This window comes from Streptomyces aurantiacus (assembly GCF_027107535.1).
GTDB lineage: Bacteria > Actinomycetota > Actinomycetes > Streptomycetales > Streptomycetaceae > Streptomyces.
The window spans coordinates 4,961,318-4,981,952 of sequence record NZ_CP114283.1 but is presented as its reverse complement, the minus strand read 5'-3'; the positions used below and the strand labels follow the sequence as shown (position 1 = coordinate 4,981,952).

The 20,635-nt window shown below is 67.6% G+C and carries 17 protein-coding genes and 4 pseudogenes; 4 read left to right on the top strand and 17 right to left on the bottom strand.

Annotated features, from left to right (window positions below):
• Positions 1-297: 297 nt before the first annotated feature.
• The 4 genes from O1Q96_RS24050 to O1Q96_RS24035 all read right to left on the bottom strand — a co-directional run bounded on the left by O1Q96_RS24050 (position 298) and on the right by O1Q96_RS24035 (position 3,531).
• Positions 298-423, bottom strand: a complete 126-nt coding sequence (locus O1Q96_RS24050) for a hypothetical protein (RefSeq protein ID WP_269250166.1) — start codon at positions 421-423, stop codon at positions 298-300.
• 370 nt (positions 424-793) lie between these two features.
• Positions 794-1,699: a LysR family transcriptional regulator gene (locus tag O1Q96_RS24045; RefSeq protein ID WP_269250165.1), complete on the bottom strand. Its 906-nt coding sequence runs from the start codon at positions 1,697-1,699 to the stop codon at positions 794-796.
• Between the two features lie 79 nt (positions 1,700-1,778).
• Complete coding sequence (locus O1Q96_RS24040) at positions 1,779-2,714, bottom strand: dihydrodipicolinate synthase family protein (RefSeq protein WP_269250164.1); 936 nt, start codon at positions 2,712-2,714, stop codon at positions 1,779-1,781.
• A 31-nt stretch (positions 2,715-2,745) separates the two neighbouring features.
• Positions 2,746-3,531 (bottom strand): SDR family oxidoreductase, encoded by a 786-nt coding sequence (locus O1Q96_RS24035; protein ID WP_269250163.1) that lies wholly within the window; start codon positions 3,529-3,531, stop codon positions 2,746-2,748.
• 238 nt (positions 3,532-3,769) lie between these two features.
• Here O1Q96_RS24035 and O1Q96_RS24030 point away from each other — a divergent pair, with 238 nt between their 5' ends.
• The 3 genes from O1Q96_RS24030 (at position 3,770) to O1Q96_RS24020 (ending at position 7,585) form a co-directional block, all read left to right on the top strand.
• Positions 3,770-4,867, top strand: a complete 1,098-nt coding sequence (locus O1Q96_RS24030) for a zinc-dependent alcohol dehydrogenase (RefSeq protein WP_269250162.1) — start codon at positions 3,770-3,772, stop codon at positions 4,865-4,867.
• Entirely contained in the window at positions 4,864-6,042 is a 1,179-nt protein-coding gene (locus O1Q96_RS24025; RefSeq protein WP_269250161.1) for a DUF3500 domain-containing protein, read from the top strand. Before O1Q96_RS24030 ends, O1Q96_RS24025 begins: the two co-directional genes overlap by 4 nt.
• A gap of 229 nt (positions 6,043-6,271) precedes the next feature.
• Entirely contained in the window at positions 6,272-7,585 is a 1,314-nt protein-coding gene (locus O1Q96_RS24020; RefSeq protein WP_269250160.1) for an MFS transporter, read from the top strand.
• Between the two features lie 593 nt (positions 7,586-8,178).
• Here O1Q96_RS24020 and O1Q96_RS44585 read toward each other — a convergent pair.
• The 3 genes and pseudogenes from O1Q96_RS44585 to O1Q96_RS24005 all read right to left on the bottom strand — a co-directional run.
• Positions 8,179-8,556, bottom strand: a pseudogene (locus O1Q96_RS44585) (LysR family transcriptional regulator substrate-binding protein); the annotation flags it as partial.
• 124 nt (positions 8,557-8,680) lie between these two features.
• Positions 8,681-8,800: pseudogene (locus tag O1Q96_RS44580) on the bottom strand (LysR family transcriptional regulator); the annotation flags it as partial.
• Between the two features lie 191 nt (positions 8,801-8,991).
• Positions 8,992-10,287 carry a YhgE/Pip domain-containing protein gene (locus O1Q96_RS24005; protein ID WP_269250159.1) on the bottom strand — a complete coding sequence of 432 codons (1,296 nt, stop codon included), beginning with the start codon at positions 10,285-10,287 and terminating at the stop codon, positions 8,992-8,994.
• Positions 10,288-10,613: 326 nt separating this feature from the next.
• Between O1Q96_RS24005 and O1Q96_RS24000 the strand changes: the two genes are divergently transcribed.
• Positions 10,614-11,279 (top strand): TetR/AcrR family transcriptional regulator, encoded by a 666-nt coding sequence (locus O1Q96_RS24000; RefSeq protein ID WP_269250158.1) that lies wholly within the window; start codon positions 10,614-10,616, stop codon positions 11,277-11,279.
• A 92-nt stretch (positions 11,280-11,371) separates the two neighbouring features.
• Here O1Q96_RS24000 and O1Q96_RS44575 read toward each other — a convergent pair.
• From O1Q96_RS44575 to O1Q96_RS23960, 10 genes and pseudogenes are all read right to left on the bottom strand, one after another.
• A pseudogene (locus O1Q96_RS44575) lies at positions 11,372-11,524 on the bottom strand (hypothetical protein); the annotation flags it as partial.
• Positions 11,518-11,754 (bottom strand): annotated as a pseudogene (locus O1Q96_RS44570) (alpha/beta hydrolase fold domain-containing protein); the annotation flags it as partial. The pseudogenes O1Q96_RS44575 and O1Q96_RS44570, both read right to left, overlap by 7 nt.
• Positions 11,755-11,948: 194 nt before the next feature.
• Positions 11,949-12,794, bottom strand: a complete 846-nt coding sequence (locus O1Q96_RS23995; protein ID WP_269250157.1) for an amidohydrolase family protein — start codon at positions 12,792-12,794, stop codon at positions 11,949-11,951.
• Between the two features lie 11 nt (positions 12,795-12,805).
• Positions 12,806-13,984, bottom strand: coding sequence for an alpha/beta hydrolase (locus O1Q96_RS23990; RefSeq protein ID WP_269250156.1), 1,179 nt, complete (start codon positions 13,982-13,984; stop codon positions 12,806-12,808).
• A gap of 221 nt (positions 13,985-14,205) precedes the next feature.
• Complete coding sequence (locus O1Q96_RS23985) at positions 14,206-14,937, bottom strand: zinc-binding alcohol dehydrogenase family protein (RefSeq protein ID WP_269250155.1); 732 nt, start codon at positions 14,935-14,937, stop codon at positions 14,206-14,208.
• An 85-nt stretch (positions 14,938-15,022) separates the two neighbouring features.
• Positions 15,023-15,691, bottom strand: coding sequence for a TMEM175 family protein (locus tag O1Q96_RS23980; RefSeq protein ID WP_269250154.1), 669 nt, complete (start codon positions 15,689-15,691; stop codon positions 15,023-15,025).
• Between the two features lie 75 nt (positions 15,692-15,766).
• Positions 15,767-17,269: an FAD-dependent monooxygenase gene (locus tag O1Q96_RS23975; RefSeq protein WP_269250153.1), complete on the bottom strand. Its 1,503-nt coding sequence runs from the start codon at positions 17,267-17,269 to the stop codon at positions 15,767-15,769.
• Positions 17,270-17,518: 249 nt separating this feature from the next.
• Positions 17,519-18,316 carry a TetR/AcrR family transcriptional regulator gene (locus O1Q96_RS23970; protein ID WP_269250152.1) on the bottom strand — a complete coding sequence of 266 codons (798 nt, stop codon included), beginning with the start codon at positions 18,314-18,316 and terminating at the stop codon, positions 17,519-17,521.
• 139 nt (positions 18,317-18,455) lie between these two features.
• Entirely contained in the window at positions 18,456-19,049 is a 594-nt protein-coding gene (locus O1Q96_RS23965; protein ID WP_269250151.1) for a TetR/AcrR family transcriptional regulator, read from the bottom strand.
• Positions 19,050-19,275: 226 nt separating this feature from the next.
• Positions 19,276-20,604: an amidohydrolase family protein gene (locus O1Q96_RS23960; protein ID WP_269250150.1), complete on the bottom strand. Its 1,329-nt coding sequence runs from the start codon at positions 20,602-20,604 to the stop codon at positions 19,276-19,278.
• Positions 20,605-20,635 lie beyond the last annotated feature (31 nt).

The window sequence follows — 20,635 nt, the reverse complement described above, 5'->3', positions numbered from 1 at the left end:
GAGCGGTCGAGACCCTCCACCGCAACGCTGGATCCGTCACGCAGATACTAACGGATACGGTGATGCCGAAAAGCTCCTCTGGAGACATCTGAGCAATCGACGTGGTTGAGGGGGCATCCTCGGCGATGCTGCCGGGTGGGTGTTGGCGCCCGAGGTGAACGCCACGAACGCGACCGCGCCGGCCAGCGGGTACGAGCTCTCGGGCAGCGTCCCGACCAGGAACGTCGGCACCGGGTAGTCCAATTCGCCGTACGCGGCGAAGGCGGTGAAGCCCGTGAGTACGGCGGCGAGGAATATTCAACGCCCGTGCCGGGGCACGGCGATGCGTTGGGGCCGGTACGGTGCGGCCTCGATACCGGCACCTTTGCGGTTGCGGGTGAGCGCGACCAGGGCGGTCGGGAGCAGCAGGGCGAACGACGGCATAGGGCAACCGCATCGGGTCCGGGGCGTACTCCGCGAGTAGCCCCGCGGCCGACGCCGCACGCATTCCCGCGGCCGTTGACCTGGTGAGGGCCGGATTCGGCTGCGCCTACCTGAATGCCTCACGAATGTCCGACCCCGCGTGCCGGCATCCCCGCCCTCCGCCCGGTGCGCCCGGGCGGAGCTTCGAGGGGTCGCTCATCACCTCCGCCAGTGCCGCTGCCCGAGCTTTCATCGATCTCGGCCGGCCGGCCGCGCCGCCCAGCCCGATAGCTGAGGCCTCCTGGGCGTCTCGTCAATAGCCTTACTTCTACCGAGGACATCGTCGCCGCAGTGCTCACGGCGCTCGGTACCGCCGCCCTGCCTTGGGGCATCAGCAGCGGATGGCACCCTCGGGCAGGTCTCCCTCGGCGATCAGCGGCAGCGCAACAGTGGTGAGCATGTCCCGATAGCGTTCCGCGAGCTGTGAGGGCTGCTTTCTGCTGTACGCCACGAGCTCCCGGTAGAACCCGGGGCCGATTCTCCGTGCGTGCCTGGCCCACCCCAGTGGTACCGCGTTCTCGGGTGCCAGCGTCATTCCGATGCCCTCGACCGCGAACAGGAGCGCCGCCGACACCTGGCCCGTACGGGCGACGGCGCGTGGCGTGAATTCGAGATGTGCTGCCACCCGGTCCACGACCTCGCTCATGCCCTGTTCCGGCTCGTAGAGCACCCAGTCGGCACCGGCCAGCTCAGCGGCCTCGGCAACCTCCTCCGCCTCGTGCCCGACTGGACCGATCACCACCATCTCCTCATAGCCGAGCGACACAACCGGCCCCTCCCACGGGGACGGTCGTGGCCCTACGGCGATGTCGCCCTGACCGCTGCGGACGGCGTCCTCCAAGGCGCGACGGTGTGAGAAGTCATGCAGGCGCAGGACTGTGGAGGGGAACAGGGAGTGCCAACGTGCGGCGGACGACGGCAGGACGCCCGACGCCACGGATCTCACCGTCAGCACGTGGACGTCGCCCTTGCGGCCCTCGACCACCTGGCGGACGGAGTCCTGGGCGTCCTGAACGGCCTGGAGGGCGCGTTGGGCCTGCGACAGGAAGACCCGGCCGGCGGGGGTCAACGTGATGCCATGGCGGCCGCGTTCGAGTAGATCCGCCCCAAGCTCCTTCTCAAGAGCGCCGATCTGCTGGGACAGCGAGGGCTGCGTGACATACAGCCGGACAGCGGCTCCGCTGAAGGAACCGGCGTCACAGATGGCAATGAAGTACTCCAGCTGACGCAGCTGCATGCGATCAAGTTACTCCTTGCTCATCAGGGCTTTGGCCTGCCGCTCAGCCCTTCCGGCTGAGGTGACTGGTCCGGACTCGTCAGGACGCGAGAGTGACCCTGCTGTCCTTGCGCGCCAGCCGTGTCAGCAGGTAGTCGACCTCGGCGCGGGCCGTGGCGGACAGACCGGCCCCGGGCCTGCGCTGTGCATCGGACGTCAGCAGACCCCGCTGCTTCATCACGTATTTGCGCACGGCCAGACCGATGCCCGGCTGCTGCTCATATCGCAGCAGAGGCAGGTGGGCGTCGAAGACATCATGGGCGGTGTCACGGTCGCCGGCTGCCGTGTGACGGACCACGTCCACGAGCAGTTCCGGTACGCAGTATCCCGTCATGGCGCCGTCCGCTCCACGCTCCGTCTCGAAGTCGAGGAAGAGGCCGCCGTTTCCGCACAGCACCGACAGACGCGGCATCTCACCGGCGGCCGCCATCTGCCGCAGGCTGCTGATCTTCTCCAGGCCCGGCCAGTCCTCGTGCTTGAGCATGACGCACCCGGGGAGGGCGTTCGCGATCCGGGCGATGACGGACGGGGACATCTCCACGGAGAACGACAGTGGATAGTCCTGGATCACGAAAGGCACTTCCTCGCCGATGGCTGCGGAAGCTCCCTCGTAGTACGCCACGATCCGGTCATCGGTCCGCAGCGTGTTGGACGGTGCGATCATGACACCGGACGCGCCGGCGGACATGACCTCCGTGGACAGCGCACGCATGGCGGCATAGCCGGGCGCCGACACTCCCACGACGATCGACAGGTCGGTTCGCTTGAGTACGTGCCTGACGATGCGCACGCTCTCGTCGTGGGACAGCTTGGGGGCCTCGCCCATCTGACCGAGCAGGGTCAGGCCGGTGACGCCAACAGATGCGTAGAACTCCGTGAGCCGGCTGAGCGAGTCGAAATCAATGGCCCCCTCATCGTCGAACGGAGTCGGCGCGATAGCGAAAACACCCTCGGTCGTACGAGTCAGCAGTGCCATGCCGCAACTTTCTTTGGTCAGCTGTTCAGGTTCAGATGCTGGAAATGAGGCCGCCGTCGGCCCGGACGACAGAGCCGGTGATATAGGCGGCCTGAACGCTCGCCAAGAAGGCCACCGTGGACGCGTACTCACGCGGCTCGCCGTAACGCCCCATGGGAATCGACGCGATGCTTTCTGCGGATGCCTGCTCCGCAGTCTTTCCTTCCCGCTCGGCTTTCGACCGGTCCAGAAACTGCACCCGCTCCGTGCGGATCCGGCCGGGCACTGTCACGTTGCAGGTAACTCCGTCGGCCGCGATCTCCCGTGCCAATGTCTTAGACCAGCCGAGGAGCGCGGCCCGAAGCGTATTCGAGAGCCCCAGGTTGGGAATGGGGGCAATCACGCCGGAGCTGGTACTGGTGATGATCCGGCCCCAGCCGCGGCTCCTCATCGACGGTGCCACCCTGTCGGTGATCGCCATCACCGACAGCACCATGGACTGGAAGTGGCTCAACCAGACCTCGTGGCCCTGACCCAGCACGGATGAGGGCGGAGGCCCGCCGGTGTTGTTGACGAGAATGTCGACCGGGCCCAGGGAATCCTCAACGAGCGCGACATTCGTGTCGATCTCGCTCAGATCGCTGAGATCCCATTCCAAAGCCAACGCCTTACCGCCAGCACTCTTCACTGCCTCTGCGCGCCTCTGTGCGGCCTGTAGATCGATATCGGCAATGGCGATGTCGGCACCCTCTTCCGCGAGGACCTGCGCGACAGCGCCGCCGATACCCCCACCTCCGCCCAATACCAGCGCGGTTTTTCCGGAAATTCCCAGATCCACGGTTTTACTCCCTCAAGGCGCCCAGACCACCGGCAATACGGCGAGTCACAATATCCCGACGACTCTGACACACCATGTAAACCGTTACCAATAGGGATCCACCCCGCGCCCTATAGGCAACCCCTATGCGACACCCGTAGGACAGGCGCCATGAGTGTGGCAAAGATGGTTCCGGGGCGCGAACGTCCCGTTCCCCCAGGTGATGCGTGGCGTCATGGCCCGCAGTTGGAGACTCGATATGTCCTTGCCGGAAACCATGCAGGCGGCAGTGCTGGGCGAGCCCGGCGTCATCAGAACGACCACGCTGCCCCTGCCCCCAGTGGGTCCGGAAGACGTCCTGGTGCACGTCCGTAGAGCGTCCTTGTGCGGCACGGACCTCAAGGTCCGCAGTCGCCACTTCTTCCCGGACGGCGGACCGGCCCCCGATGTGTTCGTCCCGGGTCACGAGTACGCGGGTGTCGTCGCGGCTGTCGGGGACACCGTCGACGAGTTCCGCGTCGGCGACCGAGTCGTCACCGAAGCGCACCGCGGCTGCATGCGCTGTGCCAACTGCCTGGCCGGGGGCTACACCGACTGCCTCAACTACGGTCACCGGGACAAGGGGCACCGTGTGCAGGGGATGACCGTGAACGGGGGATTCGCCGAGTACGCGGTCAACCATGTCTCCACCCTTCACAGGCTTCCGGACTCGGTCGACTTCGACGCCGCTGTTGTCCTCACGACGGTGGGCACGGTCATGCACGCCTTCGACACACTCGACTCCCTGCTGGTCGGCGCGAGCGTCGCCGTGATCGGGCCGGGCCCGATAGGACTGCTCGCCACCCAGGTCGCCCGCGAGCTCGGCGCTCGGACGGTCGCGCTGATCGGTACACGCGACGCCCGCCTGGAGATCGGCAAGTCATTCGGCGCGGACCTCGTGCTCAATTCCCGGAACGAAGACGCCGTCGCCGCGGTCCGCGAAGCGACGCAGGGCACGGGCGCCGACATCGTCCTGGAATGCTCGGGCGCTCCCAGCGCGGTGGACGACGCCCTCCGCATGAGCAAGCGAGCGGGCAAGGTCGTGCTCGTGGGCTTCTTCGAGGAGCCGGTGCGCGCCGATCTCAACCACGCCGTGATGAACGGCATCTCGATCGAGACGGTCCGCGGTGAGGGCACCGGCTCGCTGGCCCGCGCGGTCTCCCTCGCGGCCCGCGGACGTCTGCGTACCGCTGAACTGATCACGCACCACTTCCCTCTGCAGGGTGTCGGCGAAGCCTTCGACACATATGCCGAACGTCGGGGCAACGCCATCAAAGTCATGCTGGACGTGTCCGAGGACGGGGGAGCGCGCCAGTGACGAACGACGGCCGCAACGCCCGGACGCCGACCGCCTCCGCACCTGGACGCGAGGGGGCGGCAGCGGCCATGGCGACAGCCGCCGCCACCTGGCTCGGCACGTTGAGCCGGGAACAACTGCGCTTCGCCCTGTTCGACTCGCCGCTCGACCCCGAAGCGGAGGCGGAGAGGCTGCGGTGGTTCTACACGCCGACCAATCACGGCGGACTGGCCATCCGGGAGCAGAGCGCCTACCAGCAGAGCCTGGCCATGCAGTTGGTGGCGACCGGGTTGTCCGAGGCCGGATACGCCACGGTCGCCACGGTGATGGGTCTGGAGAACATCCTGGACCAGGTGGAAGGATGGCGGGTCGACTGGGGCCGGGAGCGCGGGCGCGATCCGGGCCTGTACTGGCTGAGGGTTTTCGGCCGACCCGGTGACCCGGTCTGGGCCTGGCGGTTCGGGGGCCACCACATCTCCTTGAACAACCTGATCGTCGCGAACAGGCTCATCTCGACGACGCCCTGCTTCATCGGCGCGGACCCGGCGAAGACCGCGTTGCTGGGAGGCACTCTGAGCCCCTTGGGCGGGGCCGAGGACCAGGCGCGGCTACTGGCAAGGACGCTGAACTCACGACAGTTCCGGCAGGCTCTGCTGCACCCGTCAGCGGTGTCCGACATCGTTTCCGGCAACAGGCCGCGGGTCCGTGCCGACGACACCATGATGCACATGCAGGACCTGTGGCGGGACCGGTTCGCGGATCCTGCTCTGGCACGGCTTGTCGACGACATCGACCGCCGGGCGGAGGAAGGCAGCGGGTACACCGAGGACGACCATGCGCGCCTGGCGATCACCGTCCCACCCCAGGGCGTCAGCGCACGCGATCTGGACGAAGGGCAGCGCGACGGACTGCGTCAACTGCTCGCCATGTACACGGGCCGAACCCCGGAGGCCCTTGCCGGGGCTTATGACGCCCGCTTCGCCGCCGACGGCGTCCTCGACGAAGTCCACTTCAGCTGGGCGGGCAGCTTGACCGCCGGTGAGCCGCACTACTACCGGGTGCAGGGTCCCAGTGTCCTGATCGAGTACGACAACACCCAACGGCATGCCAACCACGCACATTCGGTATGGCGCGACCTGACGTCCGACTTCGGGCTGGACGTCCTGGCCGAACACCGAGCAGCCACCGCCCACTGACCCGCCGGCGACCAACCGGACGATCCCCATCCGGCGCGGCCTGCGCCGCGCCGGATGGAAGGCGGGAACGACAGCCGACGCGTAAGCCCACCCTCAGCACGCGAGAGAACCGTTTCCGGCTCGCACGTTCCCCTTGTCGAGCCGCACCCTCATCACCCGGCCGAGATGCATACGGATACGCTGCATCCAATATTACGGCTACAAGGTATCCATATGCAGGGAGCCGCAGATGGAAGACCACGTCAGAGGATCGTCAGGTGCGAGCCCCGGCCGCGCCCAGCAGCCCGGAACAGTACAGCCATGCGACGACCAGGCCCCGAGCCCCGAGAGTTCCTCTCCGCAGAACCTGATGCTGTCGATCGGGCTGACCCAGCTCGGTATCACCACCATCTTCGGCGCGGTGCCCTCGGTCCTGCTCGCCCTGCAGGTCGAGTCCCTGGCGGGCGACGACGACAAAGCCGGCGTGCTGAGCGTGCTCACCTTGCTGGGGGCAATCGGCGCGCTCGTCGCCCAACCACTGGCCGGCTCGCTGTCCGACCGGACCCGCACCCGCGTCGGCAGTCGTACCCCCTGGGTGCTGGGCGCCACCGCGATTGCCGCTCCGATCCTCTGGAGCATGGGGCTGGTCGAGTCACTGCCGGCACTCGGCATTCTCTACGTTCTCTCCGAGATCGTGCTCAGTACGGCACAGGGACCCCTCGGTGCGACCTTGCCCGACCGGGTCTCCACGCAGCTGCGAGGCCGGTTCAGCGCCGCCCTCGGGCTCGGGATCATGCTCGGCGCTGTGCTGGGACGAGTACTCGGCTCCGTCCTTTCGGACCACATGTTCCTCGCGTACGCGGTCGTCGGATGCGTTCCGGTGGCGCTGGCCACCCTCCGCGTCCTCGTCTCACCCGATCCGGACAACCGAAACCAGCCACGACCAGCTCGGTCGACCGCGAGAGTCTCGCTGTCGTCGTACTGGATCAGCCCCAGGGAACATCCGGACTTCTGGTGGGCATTCTCCAGCCGCCTCCTCACCTACACCGGCTTCTTCGTCGTTGAGGGCTACTCGCTCTACCTCCTCAGTGACTACGTCGGACTGGGGGACGACGCAGTCGACATGGTCCCGCTCGCCGCCGTCATTGCCGTAGTGGCCATCTGCGTCTCGACCCTGCCCGCAGGACTCCTGTCCGACCGGATCGGCCGACGCAAGATCTTCGTGGTGGGGTCCTCGATCGTCATGGGAGTCGCCTACTTGATTCCCCTCCTGGAATCCGGCCTGCGGGGATACCTTGCGATGACCTTCATCGCCGGCCTCGCCTTCGGTTGCTACGAGGCCGTCGACGCGGCGCTGATGACGCAGGTCCTGCCACGTTCCATGTCCTACGCCAAGGACCTCGGCATCGTGAACATCGCATCCGTCCTGCCCCAGATGCTCGCACCGGCAATCGCCGGGATCATCGTCACCGTGACGGGCTCCTACGCGCCGATCTTCCCCGTGGGAGCAGGGCTGGCGGCTATCGGCGGTCTCACCGTACTGCGTGTGAAGGCGGTCAATTAGCCTCGCCGTTGCGGCTGAGGTGACTTGGCGGCGCTGAAGCGGCTTGTGGGCAGGCCAGTCCGGTGCCCGGGCGTAGCGGAGTGCATGACTGAGAGCTTCCCCCGATCAGGTCGGCGAGCCCGCCCGGGCAGACCACGTTCAGGAAGTGGCGCATGGTCGCCACCCTCGGCGCGACGCGGACGCCGAATACCGTGGCCACGCGAGCACCGAGCCGGGCGAGGGCCGTCTTGGATGTCCTGTCAATGGCGCCATCACTGGTGTCTTCCACGAGGAGATCGTCGCCGCAGTGCTCACCGAGCACCTGATCGCCGCCCTGCCCGGGGCATCAGCGGCGGACGGCATCCTCAGGCAGGTCTCCCTCGGCGATCAGCGGCAGCTCAAGAGAGCTGATCATGTCCCGATAGCGTTCCGCGAGCTGCGAGGGCTGCTTTCTGCTGTACGCCACGAGCTCCCGGTAGAACCCGGGGCCGATTCTCCGTGCGTGCCTGGCCCACCCCAGGGGTACCGCGTTGTCCGGTGCCATCGTCATTCCGAGGCCCTCGACCGCGAACAGGAGAGCCGCCGACACCTGTCCTGTTACGCGCAACGGCACGCGGCGTGAACCCGAGATGTGCTGCCACCCGGTCCACCACCTCACTCATGCCCTGTTCCGGCTCGTAGAGCACCCAGTCGGCACCGGCCAGCTCGGCAACCTCCCCCGCTCCGTGCCCGACTGGACCGATCACCACCATCTCCTCATAGCCGAGTGACACAACAGGTCCCTCCCATGAGGACGGCCATGGCCCTACAGCGATGTCACCCTGCCCGCTCCGTACGGCGTCTTCCAAGTCACGGCGGTGCGAAAAGTCGTGCAGACGCAGGACTGTTGAAGGGAACAAGGAGTGCCAGCGTGCCGCGGACGACGGCAGGATGCCCGATGCCACGGATCTCACAGTCAGCACGTGGACGTCGCCCTTTCGGCCCTCGACCACATGGCGAACCGAGTCCTGAGCGTCCTGGACGGCGCATTGGGGCCTGAAGCAGAAAGATTCGGCGGGCGGGGGTCAGCGTGATGCCATGACGACCGCGTTCCAGCAGATTCGCCCCGAGTTCCTTCTCAAGTGCGCGGATCTGCTGGGACAGCGAGGGCTGCGCGACATACAGCCGCACAGCGGCTCCACTGAAGGAGCCGGCCTCGCAGATGGCAATGAAGTACTCCAGCTGACGCAGCTGCATGCGATCGAGTTGCTCCTGCCTCATCACGATGTTGACCCGCCGCTCGCCCATCCGGTTGCGTGGGCCGGTCTTGCGGCTTCGGCCTGGCGGCCTTGCGGAACACCGAGCACGTGCGGCCCGCTGTAGGACCGGTCGGTCGGGCCGTCTCAAGCGGAAGCATGTGACGGAGTCCGCGTCAGCGAGGTTGGCGGTCATGCCTGCGTGTGGCGCCTGACCAGGCCCTTGCGGTCGTAGGAGCGGGTGCCGAGGAAGCCGACGAGGAGGCCGAGAACGAGGGCGGCGACTGAGGCGATCACGGCGTGGCCCAGGCCCGCGTCCCACGTGGCTCCGAAGTACAGAACCGAGCGGGTGCCGAGGTAGATCTGGTGCATTGGTTCGAATGAGGCGAGGAATCGGAGGAAGGAGGGGCTGGCCTCGAGCGGCATCGTGCCTCCCGAACTGGGAATCGACAGCACGATGAACAAGAAGAGGTTGACCACCATGCCCAGGCTGCCCAGCAGCGCGAGGATCGACTGCACGACCACTGCGACGGCGGTGATCGCCAGCACACTGAGCATCCACAGCGTCCATGGGTGCTCCAGGGGCATCCCGGCCCACGAGGCCACCCCCAGATAGACCGTGCTGACGACCACCGCGAGGCCGGCCATGAGGGCCCACTTCATCGCGAGGGTGGCCACGCGGCTGTATCCCGAGCCGGCCTCCTGCAGGTAGACCGGCCCCCTCTCCGTCGGGATGAAGCCGAGGTGAGCGTCGACGAAGTTGCTGGCGATCAGCGAACCGGTGAAGCCGGCCAGTACGAGGAGGAGGGCGTAGTACATCGCCGACATACCGTTGCCCGTGCCGTCCGGAACGCTCTGGAAGGGCGCGACCTGGACGTCGATGGGCGCGGAGAGGACGAGGCGCGCGGTCCCCGGCAGGCTTCGATCGGGAGACGCGCCGGTGGCCTTGGACGAAGTCACGGACGTGATGAGCTGCTCGCCCACCGTCTGGTTGGCCTGTGTCAGTGCCCGGTCGGCGAACGAGGTGACGATGGGCGCGCTGGAAGCGTTCGCGAGCTGGTTGGTGTAGACGGTGATCTGGGGCCGTTCGATGGCGCCGACGGACGTCGCGTCCGCGGTGAGCGTCGTCAGCTTCTTGCTGAGGTCGCCGGGCAGGACGATGGCGCCGTAGATCTTTGCCTCACGCATTTCCCCCTTCGCCTCGGCGAGGCTGAGCATGCGCAGGTCGAACTTGTCGCCGTCGGTGTTCTTGCGCAGATTCTCGACTATCTGTCCGCCGACGTCGATGTGCTGACCCGATGAGGCGGTGGCCCCGGTATCGGCGTTGACGATCGCGATCGGGAAGTCGTCGATGTCGTCGGATGAGCTGACCATCCCTCCCAGGTACATCGCGGCCAGCACCCCCATGACGATGGTGACGACTATCGAGGGGGTGAGCCACATGCGGGAGCCCAGCCTGCTTCTTGCGGAGTCCGTGTCCTGCGTCATCGCCTCTTGCCTCTCCAGTGAATATTATGGTTACGTGGTAGCCATAATGAAGTCTTGGTCTCATGGCGTCAAACGTGAGGGCAGTTGCGCGAGGGGCGAGGACGTGCGGTGTCGGTGCCTGATGCCCCTGCGAGAAGGCATCCGTCGTGCAGCTGTCGAAAACGGATACGATAAGGCCGAAAATCCTGTCCTGGATACGTGCCGACAGTGGAACTGGCTGAGAGGGTGACCGCGTCATGGCTTCGGAGGCCCAGCCGGTTCCGGGAAGTCCCGCTTGGTGGGCGAGCCGGACACCCGCCCCTGCGTACCGCCGTGGGCGCCCCCCGATGGACGTCGGCCGGATCGTCGACACGGCCCTGAAGCTCATCGATGAAGTCGGGATCCAGGCGCTGACCCTACGGATGCTCGCCGACGCCTTGGACTCGGGCACGGCGACGCTCTACCGGCACTTCAACGGCAAGGACGAACTTCTCGCTCTCGTCGCCGACAGAATCCTGGGCGAAGTCCACGTGCCGTCCGAGGAGTTGGACGACCTGTCCTGGCGGGAAGCCGTGACCGTCGCGGCGGAGGCCTTCTACGGCACCCTGTGCCGGCATCCCCACGCGCTGTCTTTGCTGGCGGCCCAGGTTCCCGTCGGTCCCAACGGTCTCCGAGGCAGGGAACGGCTCATCACCCTGTTCCTTAGCCATGGGTTCCCAGTCGGTTTGGCCGCGCGGGCCTTCACGGCCATCGGACACTACGTGATCGGCTTCGCCATCCAGCAGCACGGCCCCGGGACGCCACACCTCGAGGACCAGCTGCAGCTGCGGGACTACTACAACTCGCTTGACCCGACCGACTATCCGGCCACGATGGCGGCGGCCGACGAGTTGACCTCCGTACCGCTGCACGAGGAGTTCCGGTTCGGCCTGGACCTGCTCCTCGACGGGCTGGAGAAGGCCAGGCTCAACTCGTCGCAGGATCCTGAAGAAGGCACAAGGGCAGCCGGATAGCCGCTCTCGGGCGCCGAACTCGGTGTTGCGCAAACCGTCATCGGCGGGGCTTTGCCGTCGAGCGGTTCGTCGACGGCGGGGTACATGCCCGGTTCGATGTGTAGCTCGCACGCGACGCCCGCGTCGCGCAGATGGCGGGCATATGTGACGGCTGAGGCATGGCAGGGGTCGATGTCGCCCACAATGATCCAGGCAGGCAAAGTCCGGGTATAGACCCTTCGGCCGCGCGCCTCGGCGCACAGCACGGGTGGCAGTCGAGCATCGGATGGAGCAGCGTTCGGAAGCCGACCGGGACAGTCGTGTCGTACGCGCGTCGGGCCACCGTGGCGGCCGACCCTCCGCCGCCGCTTTGACAGCCGTCGGCGGTGTGGGCGGGATCAACTCCGAGGCGGGAGGCGTTGTCGTACGCCTGGCGCAGCGCGCGGTAGCAGTCATCGGGGGCCGCGGGGCAGGGGTTGCGGGTGCGAGACGGTATTCGACGTTGACTACGAGTGCATCGAGCTCTTCAGCGATGCGATTGCTGTGGGAACCCTTCGCGCCGGCGATCGGGGCGTCGAGCCGTGAACCGCCGCCGCACCCATGACGCGACTGCGAAGCCGCGCCACGAGCCCGGGACGCATGGATCCGGTCTCCATGGACGGTCCTGAGCGGCTTCTGCTCGGGCGAGTTTCAGATGCACTCCTCCGAGCCCTGCCGGCGCGCGGGTCCGCAGCGCCAGCCGATCCAGTCGGCCACGGCGCGGCCCATGACCAGCTCCAGGTCGCGGCCCTTCAGCCAGGGCAGCTCCTCGGTGAACATCGTCACCGCCTCGCGCCATGAGCAAGGGAGACGCGTGATGTCCGTGCCCCAGAACATCCGCTCGGCGCCGTATGCGTCGAAGACCTGCCGCAGTACGCCGTGGGTGCTGGCGAACGGGTACGGGTCCGTCGCCATGCTCGGTACGCCCGTCGCCTTGACCGCGACATTGGGGTGGCGTGCGAGGGCGAGCAGGGCGCCGAGGTGTGCGGCCGCGTCGGGCAGCTTTTCGAAGGGGTTGATCGCGAGGTGGTCGATCATGAGGCGCATCTGCGGGTACCGTGCGGCGATGTCGCCGATGGCGGGCAGGTACGGGGGCATCACCATGAGCCCCATGGCGATGCCGCGCCGGTCGGCGGCCGCCCACAGCCAGTCGAGCCCGCCCGACGCGAGCTTTTCTCCCATCTCGGGCGCCGCCAGCATGAAGCGCAGGCCCAGCATGCCGGGTTTATCGAGCCAGGCATCGACGAGGGACTCGTCCGCAGTCTCGTCGAGAGGGAACCAGCCGAGGGTCGCGAACCGCTCAGGATGGCGCTTCGCCGCCTCGACCGCGTAGTCGTTCGCGTCGGCGTCCCAGATCGCCGGACAGTTGACGGCGCGGTTCACGCCTGCCTCGTCCATGTCACGCAGGGCGGTGTCGACGGTGTACGGCGCGCGCCAGTGGTGCGGCGGCGCGCTCTCGCCGGCCCAGAGGTGGATCTGTGCGTCGATGATCTGCACGGGGCTTCCTCTCAGTTCGCGATCGCGGGGCTCGGCCGGCCGCACAGGCGCGCCCTCGTCCAGTCGGCGACGAGGGCGTCGCGGTCGTGCTTGTGGTTGTAGACGCAGTGGTTGCCGTCGGAGAAGACCACCATTTGCGTGTCGTCCGTGGGGGCACCCTTCAGGAGGATGTCCGCGAGGTCGTTCGAGACCATAGGGTCCTTGCCGCCCTGCACGACCAGTAGCGGATAGCCGGCGTTGGGCCCGTCGGCGAGCGGGGTGACGGTCCTCCACACCTCCATCGCCCGGTCCGTGTCCTCCGTTCCGCAGGCGGCCACCATCTTCGAGAAGAAGGTCCCCATGGTCGGCGGCACGAGCCACGGGGCGTGGATGCCGCCGTTGTCGACGCACGCCCGGATCCGGGTGTCCTGTGCCGCGACAGCCATGGCGACGCTGCCGCCCATGCTGTTGCCGATGAAGCCGACCGGGCGGCCCGGCGAGCGCTCGGCGAGGAAGTCGACGGCTCGCCGGTAGGCGTCACGCCAGTGCGCCGTGAGGTAGTGATCGTGGGTGAGCCGCGTTTCGCCCTGCCCCGGCCCGTCGAGCATCAGTGCGTCGATGCCGCGCGCCGCGAGCGCCTCGCCGAGGCTGTCGAAATCCATGGCCCAGCCCTCGACGCCCCCGATGACGACGGCCGAGGCGACCGCGGTGTCGCACGCGGGGATCAGCCACCCCGTCAAGGGACCGCGGTCGGTTTTGACTGTGACGCGCTCGCGGTCGGCGCTCAGTGCAGCGGCCTGCGCGTAGACCTCCGCGGCCTGCGCGAAGATCTGCCGGCGCTCCGCGGTGTCGGACAGCATCATCACCTGACTCATGCGGAGCAGGGCAGACGCCCGCCGCAGGTACCCGATCCGGGTGGGCCTCCCGCCGACCTCCTCGGCGCCCGCGACGCGACGCAGGCACACCTCCGCGAGCTCCGTGGCGGCCGAGCGCCAGTCCTGCCCCTCGACCACGCGGGCACGCACCTCGACGGCGTCCGCGTAGTCGACGCCGTAGCCGGTCATGCGCTCCAGCGAGAACTGGCGCAGCGCGGCCTGCGATTCGACGGAGAGCTTCGATGTGGCTTCCTCCGTCTCCGTGCGGCTGCCGACGAAGTCGAGGGTCACGACCGGTGCCGGGCGGTCCTCGGCGACCTCCTGGTGTGCTGACATTCCTGAAGCTCCTCCTGTTCGGGTCTGACACATGGCGGTACGCCCAGCCGCTGTCCGGCGAGCTGCAGCAGCGTGGGATGCGCCTGTAACAGCCGTCGCAGGGAAAGGTGCAGCGTTGGAAGGCGGCTGGTCCAGAATTACCGGCAACCGCAATTTCGATTACAACGTATCCGTAATGACATGCCGACGCAACGGGCACCGGACGCAAAGTCCGGTGCGGGTCAGGGCACCAAGACGATCCGGTCGGACATGCCGGCGGTCGCGGTCCAGACGTGCTCGACCTCCGCAAGGGGTATGGCGCGCGCTCGGACGTCGAAATCGCCATGCGTGACGGCGGATACGAGCTTGGGGAGCTCCTTGACGAAGTCGCGGCCGGGGACTGATCCGATGCCGGAGCCGACGATCTGCAGTCGTGTTGAGCGCAGCGCAGCGCCGCGGAGGGGATCGGTGCCGTTGGGCCGGCGACCGAGCCGATCTCGAGCCAGGTCAGTGGTGCAGAACCGTTTCGCGACCTGGATGGCCATCCGGCCGGCGTTTCCGGTCGCACCCAGAATGAGGACGCGTTGCCGACGCCCGAAGTCGATGCGCCGGCGCAGCGCGACCCACGAGGACATCACGGGGTTCATCGCCGCCGCGATCTGGACCGGATCGATTCCGTCCGGGAGGACGACGCTGCGCTGGAGGTCGATCACGGTGCGCTCGGCCATGGTGCCGAGGACGGTGTCGTCCAGGACGGTGTATCGGATACGGCCCTTCGGGTCGCGTACGACGCCGTCGATGCCGGGGACGAGCGGGAGTTCGTCGGTGCTGGTGTCGGGCGAGCCGGATGCCTGGGAGCGAACACGCGGGTGGAGGCCGGCCGCGACGACCTCGTCGCCACCACGGGCGACCGGCTCGGGGTAATCGCAGTACTGCGGGGGAGCATCGAACGAAGTAACGACCGCTGCGTGCACGACAACAATCTCCAGTAGTCAGAGCCTCGGTTTACCGAGGAAGGGACTGCTTCTCGACAACGGCGCCCGGTGCCGATGCCGTTGTTCAGGGACGCGCACTGCTTGATGGCTGATCGCGGTCCGGATGTGCCCCTGGGTGGGTGGCCCACCGGGTGGCCAGCGCGGAGAGCGCGAAGACCGCGGCCCAGCTGTACTTGGCGCCGCTCAGACTGACGAAGGCGAGCGGGATCGACAGCAGAAAGGCGACTGTCGGGAACGTCAGGAACAGCTGGAAACGCCGCATGGTTTCGGGCACGGCATGCGGCCGCAGCAGGCTGCGGGCCCGACAGTGGCGGAGCGAGTTGATCAGGGCAAGCCCGGTGCCCCCGACGACGCCGGCGTACAGGACGGCGCTGAGTCGGTAGGGGCTGTCCTCGATGAGGACCTTCGTTGCGAAGGGAACAAGGATGATCCCCAGCAGCCACACGAAGTTCAGCCACAACAGCCGAGGGCTGAACCCGCCGATGCGACCGAACAGCCACTTGTGCGCCACCCAGTACGCGGCGATCACCGCGAAGCTCAGCAGGAACATCGCATAGTCCGGGAGATGCTCCCGGAACGCTCGCCACACCTCGGCATCGCTTGCCCCGCGAGGCACGGGCAGCTCCAGCGCCAGGAGGGTCAGGGCGATGGCGACGACCGCGTCACTGAAGAAGACCAGCCGCTCGTTGTCGACTACGGCGGGGCCGTCGGTGGTCTCACTCGCCTGGGTCATGTCCGATTCCTGGTCTCGTCGAGTGGGTTCAGGCGGGTTGCGCGTCGAGCAACGCGCACCGCGCCGGGACGGCTGTCACCTCGGGGTGAACGCCTCGGCTGCGGTGGCGAAGGAGGCCGCCCAGTCGCTCGTGATGATGCCGCCGATGTATCCGTCGGGCCGGATCAGAATCAACGCGTCGCCGTCGACGCCGTAGATGCCGGCCAGTTGGCCGGTGGCGTCGGTGATGTGGCCACTGTCGATTCCGCGCCCGCCGCGGATGGCGTAGCGGCGCAGTTCGGCACCCTCGGAAGGCCACGTCAGGTGAGGCAGCGCCTCGGTGGCGTTGAGGCCGAACGCCAGCACGGTGAAATGCGGTCCCCGGAAGACCTCGAACAGGCGGCTGGTGCCGGGCGCGGTGCACGGCGCGTCCGGTGCCCGGTCGCCCACCCGCAGGGTCTTGGTGGCCGGAGCGTCGGCGGGGGCGAGAGGACCGCAGTGGTAGGAGAGCGAGAGCTGCCGCTCCTCGTCGCCGCGCTTCAGGCCGGAGACACGGTGCTTGCTGAGGCTCTGGTAGAGCTCGCTGGACTTGCCGAGGACGCCTGCGGCGATCGGGAGCCGTTCGGCCTCGTAGCTGTCGAGCAGGCTGTCCGGCGCGCCGAAGATCGCCTGGCCGAGCTTCCAGCCCAGGTTGTACGCGTCCTGCACACCGGTGTTGAGGCCCTGTGCGCCGGCCGGGGTGTGCACGTGGGCGGCGTCGCCCGCCAGGAAGACCCGGCCCACGCGATAGTGCTCGACGAGTCGGACGTTGGGCCGGAACGCCGAAGTCCAGCTGATGTCACGGAGCTTGAGGCCGGTGAGCGCGTGGAACCTGTCGGCCAGGGCGGCATGGTCCAGGTTCGGGGTGTCGCCCGGCTTCAGCCGGATCATCACCTGGAACTGATCGGAGTGCGGCAGGGGGCATGCTCCTGCGGAGGCCCGGGGCCACATGTGCCACCGGTCGCGGGACAGCCCGTCGATCGTGCAGTCGATGATGAGGGTCTTGTCGGAGTCGTCGGTATCCCCGACGAAGCCGAGACCGGTGGCCGCCCGGACGGCACTCGCGCCGCCGTCGGCACCGACTAGGTACTTGCTGCGCACCAGCTCGCCGGTGGAGAGCTTCGCCGTGACACCCTCGGAGTCCTGCTCGAAGCCTTCCAGGGCGACGCCGTACTCGATGGTCAGTCCCTGGCGTTCGAGCTGGCGGTGCAGGATGGCGTCGGTACGGTGCTGCGGCAGCAGAAGAATGTTCGGGTAGGGGACGTCCGGGGTCGGCTTGTTCCGCTGCTGCATCTTCCACGGCGCCGTGACGGGCCCGAGGTGGAGACCCGCGAGCGGATAGGGTCCGCCCTCCGCGTGCGCCTCCTGAAGCACGCCGAAATCCTCGAACACTTCCTGGGTGCGGGGCTGGATGCCCTTGGCGCGGGAGCCCTCGAAGGCGTGCGGCGCCTTGTCGACGACACGGACGCGAAGACCGCGCCGCAGCAGGTCGGCCGCGAGGGTGGAGCCGCTGGGGCCGCCCCCGGCGACGAGGACGTCGATGTCGTGGGGTTCTGTCATGGTGATCGACCTCAATTGCTTGTCTCGAACAGAGCGGCGAGCGGCCGCGCTGCGCTGTGGGGGCCTTCGAACTGGACCATGTGTCCGCGCTCGGCGGCGGGTGGCAGTCGCTTGGACGGAGTAATTCCCGGACGGCGTCGGGGGTTCTGCTACCTCTCGCCTCTCGCATATTGGCTACGGCGTAGCCATCTATTTCGGATACAACGTAGCCGTTTATTGGAGGGGAGGCAAGTTGTGAGACCTGGCCTGTCACGCGGCCGGTTCGTTCTCCTCCGGGCTTCGCGGGATGCGTACGGGCGGGTGCCTGCCGGGCCCCACCGAGCCTTGAGGCTCTTCACGAGCGGCCAGTTCCAGGCCATCGAGGAGTAGGCCCAGGCCGAACCAGAATTCCTCGTGCAGTGGCACGGAGGTCAGCTCGTCGGCGCTCGCCGTCGTCGCCGGGTAGATGGCGGGGTCGAGTGAGCGGTAGTACCCCCGCAACTGCGCTTGGTCCTCGGGGCTTGGTGTTCCGAGATCGTGCTGTCGGAGGGCGAAGCCGATCACGTAGTGGCCGATGGCGGTGAACGCGCGGGCGGCCAGGGGGACCGAGAATCCGTGCCGCAGGAGCAGCCCTCCGAGCCATTCTCTGGCGCGGAGGCCGTTGGGGCCGACGGGGACCTGGGCGGCGAGCAATGGGAGCGCGTTGGGGTGCCGACGAAGGGTGTCGTGAAAGGCGTCTGCGGCGACAGCCACGGCTTCCCGCCAGGGCAGGCCTTCCAGTTCCTCGGGCGCGACGCGCACTTCGCCCAGGATTCTCTCTGCCACGAGAGCGAGTAGCTCGTCCTTGCTGTTGAAACGACGGTAGAGCGTCGCCGTGCCCGATCCGAGGATCTCGGCGAGAGCGCGGAGGGTCAGTGCCCGGATCCCCATGTCATCGATGAGCTTCAGGGCCGTGTCGACGATCCGGCCGACGTCCGTCTGCGGACGGCCGTGCGGACGTGTAAGTTCGGGTGCCCGGCTCGCCCACCAGGCGGGACTGCCCGGAATGGGCTGAGCCTGCGAAGTCATGCAGCCGTCCCCCTCGAATGACTGATCTCTGGACTCGTGTGCTCGGGAGGCTCAAGTTCGGGGCCGACCGGCGGCCAGGATCGGGCCGTCGCGCGCGCCCGACTGTCCGTGGCTCGGGGCGCGATTGCGTCAGCGATGCTCATGAACGAGTTGGCAGTCGGCTTTGGAAGCCGTCGAGGATCGCTCCGAGACCGAAGGCCAGATTCAGATGCACGTCCTGGCCGGTCGACGCGAGGGGCTCGCCGTCCTTGCACGCGGCGCGCTCTGTCGACGCGGCTTTGGATGCCGAGTCGAGAGCGGTGCCGAGCACGAAGGTGAGCACGGTTCTCGTGGCTTGTTCCGCTTCGCTTCCGGTGAATCCAGCGGCTTTGTACTCGGAGAGCAGATGGTCGTCGTGGTGGGTTCTGGCGGGGCCCCGCGGGGAGCGGAGGGGCATGGTCCGTACGAGCCAAGCGTGCTGCAGGAGCATCGCGTACAGATCGTTCGCCATGGTCGTCGCTGCCGTCCGCCACCCTACGTCTTCAGGGTCGGGCAGCGGCATGTCTCTCCAGACCGCGTCGGTGGCCAGGAGCAGGATTTCCTCCTTGCCCTCGACGTGCCAATAGACCGCTGCCCCGGTCGCACCGAGACGGCTGCCGAGTCGCCGCATGCTCAGGCCGTCGACTCCCTCGCTGTCCAGCAGCGCGATGGCGGCCTGGACGATCTGCTCCCGGCTCAGCGCGTTGCGTGGCATGCAAGTCTTCCTCTCGGGGCGACGGGGCACCCGTGGTCACCTGGGGGAGTGATACCGAGACGGTTCTGGCAGAGAGTGCGCAGCGGCGTCGGCGGGATGGTGCCCGGCATCGGCATCGGCATCGGCATCGGCACGGTGAAGGCGAACGGCACCGGCCGCAACGCGGCCGCACCCGAGCCCTGCGGCACTGGATACGCGTTTCGTGAGGAAGTGTGTGCCATTCGCGTCAGGACTCCGGGATGCCAGGCGCACCGAGTGTGCGCAGAAGCCGCTCGCCGGATTCCAGCAGCTTGCCCCTGACCTCTTGGAGATCTGCACCGAGCAGGGAATGAGCGCGCTTGCGCCAGCAACCGGCGATCATCACGGCCTCGATGTTGGCAATGTCGGCGTGCAACGCCGCAGCGATCGGGTCGTGAGCAGGCCAGAGGTTCAACGCGCGAGTGTCGATGACGACGAGGTCGGCCTGCATGCCCCGCTCGATCCTGCCGACCTGGTCGGCCAACCCCAGTGCTCTGGCCCCTTCGAGCGTCGCCCATGACAACGCCTGCTTGCCGGTGACCGATGCCTTCTGAGAATCCGCACCGGTCGATTGCCGATGATGCTCGTGGTCGAGGGCACGTTGATGGGCCAGAGCGATGCGCGCGGCGGTGAGGATGTGCCCCGGTGCGACGCTCTCGACATCGGTGCCGAGCGAGGGTGCCGCACCGAGCCGCAGCAGTGGCCCGGTGAGGGGCGTGCCATGGCCTTGACCGAGTTCGTTCTCGGGCGTGATGGAGAAGGTGACATCGGCCTCGACCAGCGACTTGAGCCACTCGTCGGTTAGACCCGCACCGTGCACGACATTGGTGCGGGACCCGAGCAGGCCGGCGGTGCGCACGGCGTCCCATGCGGCCGTGGGCTCGCCGCCGCTGTGATGCATGGACACGACGATGCCGCGCTCATTGGCGGCACTGAAATCGGCCACCGCGACGTCGAGAGTCGAGTACTGAGGCCCTTGGGCGGCCATCCCGAGCGTGAGCAGGGGATGCCTGCGGACGGGGCCGTCCAGCAGCCTGTCGATCTCGGGCAGCGGGTGGGCGACATCGGGCGCCCGATAAGGTGTGCCATGCAGGAAGACGGCGCGTATCCCGGATTCCAGCAGCCCTTCGATCGCTGCATCGGCATGCTCGGGCGTCCGGTTGTTGTGACACCAGTCGCCGACCGTGGTGGTACCGCAGTTGATCTGGTTCAGCGCGCCGGCGAGATTGCCGATGAGCATGTCGTCGGGACTGTAGTGCCCGGCGAGCCCACCGTGCAGGTGGGTGAGATATTCGAGCAGGGTCCAGTCGGCGCCCACGCACCGCAGCCCCGTCTGCCAGGTGTGCAGATGTGCGTTGACCAAGCCGGGCATGACGATACGCCCGGAAAAGTCGATGCTGTCGGCGTCGGGCGCGTCAAGGCCATAGCCCATGTCGGCGATGCGGTCGTTGTCGACAAGTATGTCGATGTGCTCGGCATCGGGGTGGCCGGGCGCCAGGGTGATTACCCGTGCCCCACGCAACAGTGTGCGACTCATGCAACTGCCTCCCCATACGAGGAGGGGCGAC

What these genes read in the sequence shown, in the direction of transcription:
- O1Q96_RS23965 (WP_269250151.1), bottom strand. Translation starts at nt 19,049, where the DNA reads ATGCCACGCAACGCGCTGAGCCGGGAGCAGATCGTCCAGGCCGCCATC.
- O1Q96_RS24045 (WP_269250165.1), bottom strand. Translation starts at nt 1,699, where the DNA reads ATGCAGCTGCGTCAGCTGGAGTACTTCATTGCCATCTGTGACGCCGGT.
- O1Q96_RS23960 (WP_269250150.1), bottom strand. Translation starts at nt 20,604, where the DNA reads ATGAGTCGCACACTGTTGCGTGGGGCACGGGTAATCACCCTGGCGCCC.
- O1Q96_RS24005 (WP_269250159.1), bottom strand. Translation starts at nt 10,287, where the DNA reads ATGACGCAGGACACGGACTCCGCAAGAAGCAGGCTGGGCTCCCGCATG.
- O1Q96_RS23970 (WP_269250152.1), bottom strand. Translation starts at nt 18,316, where the DNA reads ATGACTTCGCAGGCTCAGCCCATTCCGGGCAGTCCCGCCTGGTGGGCG.
- O1Q96_RS24020 (WP_269250160.1), top strand. Translation starts at nt 6,272, where the DNA reads ATGGAAGACCACGTCAGAGGATCGTCAGGTGCGAGCCCCGGCCGCGCC.
- O1Q96_RS23975 (WP_269250153.1), bottom strand. Translation starts at nt 17,269, where the DNA reads ATGACAGAACCCCACGACATCGACGTCCTCGTCGCCGGGGGCGGCCCC.
- O1Q96_RS24040 (WP_269250164.1), bottom strand. Translation starts at nt 2,714, where the DNA reads ATGGCACTGCTGACTCGTACGACCGAGGGTGTTTTCGCTATCGCGCCG.
- O1Q96_RS23990 (WP_269250156.1), bottom strand. Translation starts at nt 13,984, where the DNA reads ATGTCAGCACACCAGGAGGTCGCCGAGGACCGCCCGGCACCGGTCGTG.
- O1Q96_RS24030 (WP_269250162.1), top strand. Translation starts at nt 3,770, where the DNA reads ATGTCCTTGCCGGAAACCATGCAGGCGGCAGTGCTGGGCGAGCCCGGC.
- O1Q96_RS24050 (WP_269250166.1), bottom strand. Translation starts at nt 423, where the DNA reads ATGCCGTCGTTCGCCCTGCTGCTCCCGACCGCCCTGGTCGCGCTCACC.
- O1Q96_RS24000 (WP_269250158.1), top strand. Translation starts at nt 10,614, where the DNA reads ATGGACGTCGGCCGGATCGTCGACACGGCCCTGAAGCTCATCGATGAA.
- O1Q96_RS23980 (WP_269250154.1), bottom strand. Translation starts at nt 15,691, where the DNA reads ATGACCCAGGCGAGTGAGACCACCGACGGCCCCGCCGTAGTCGACAAC.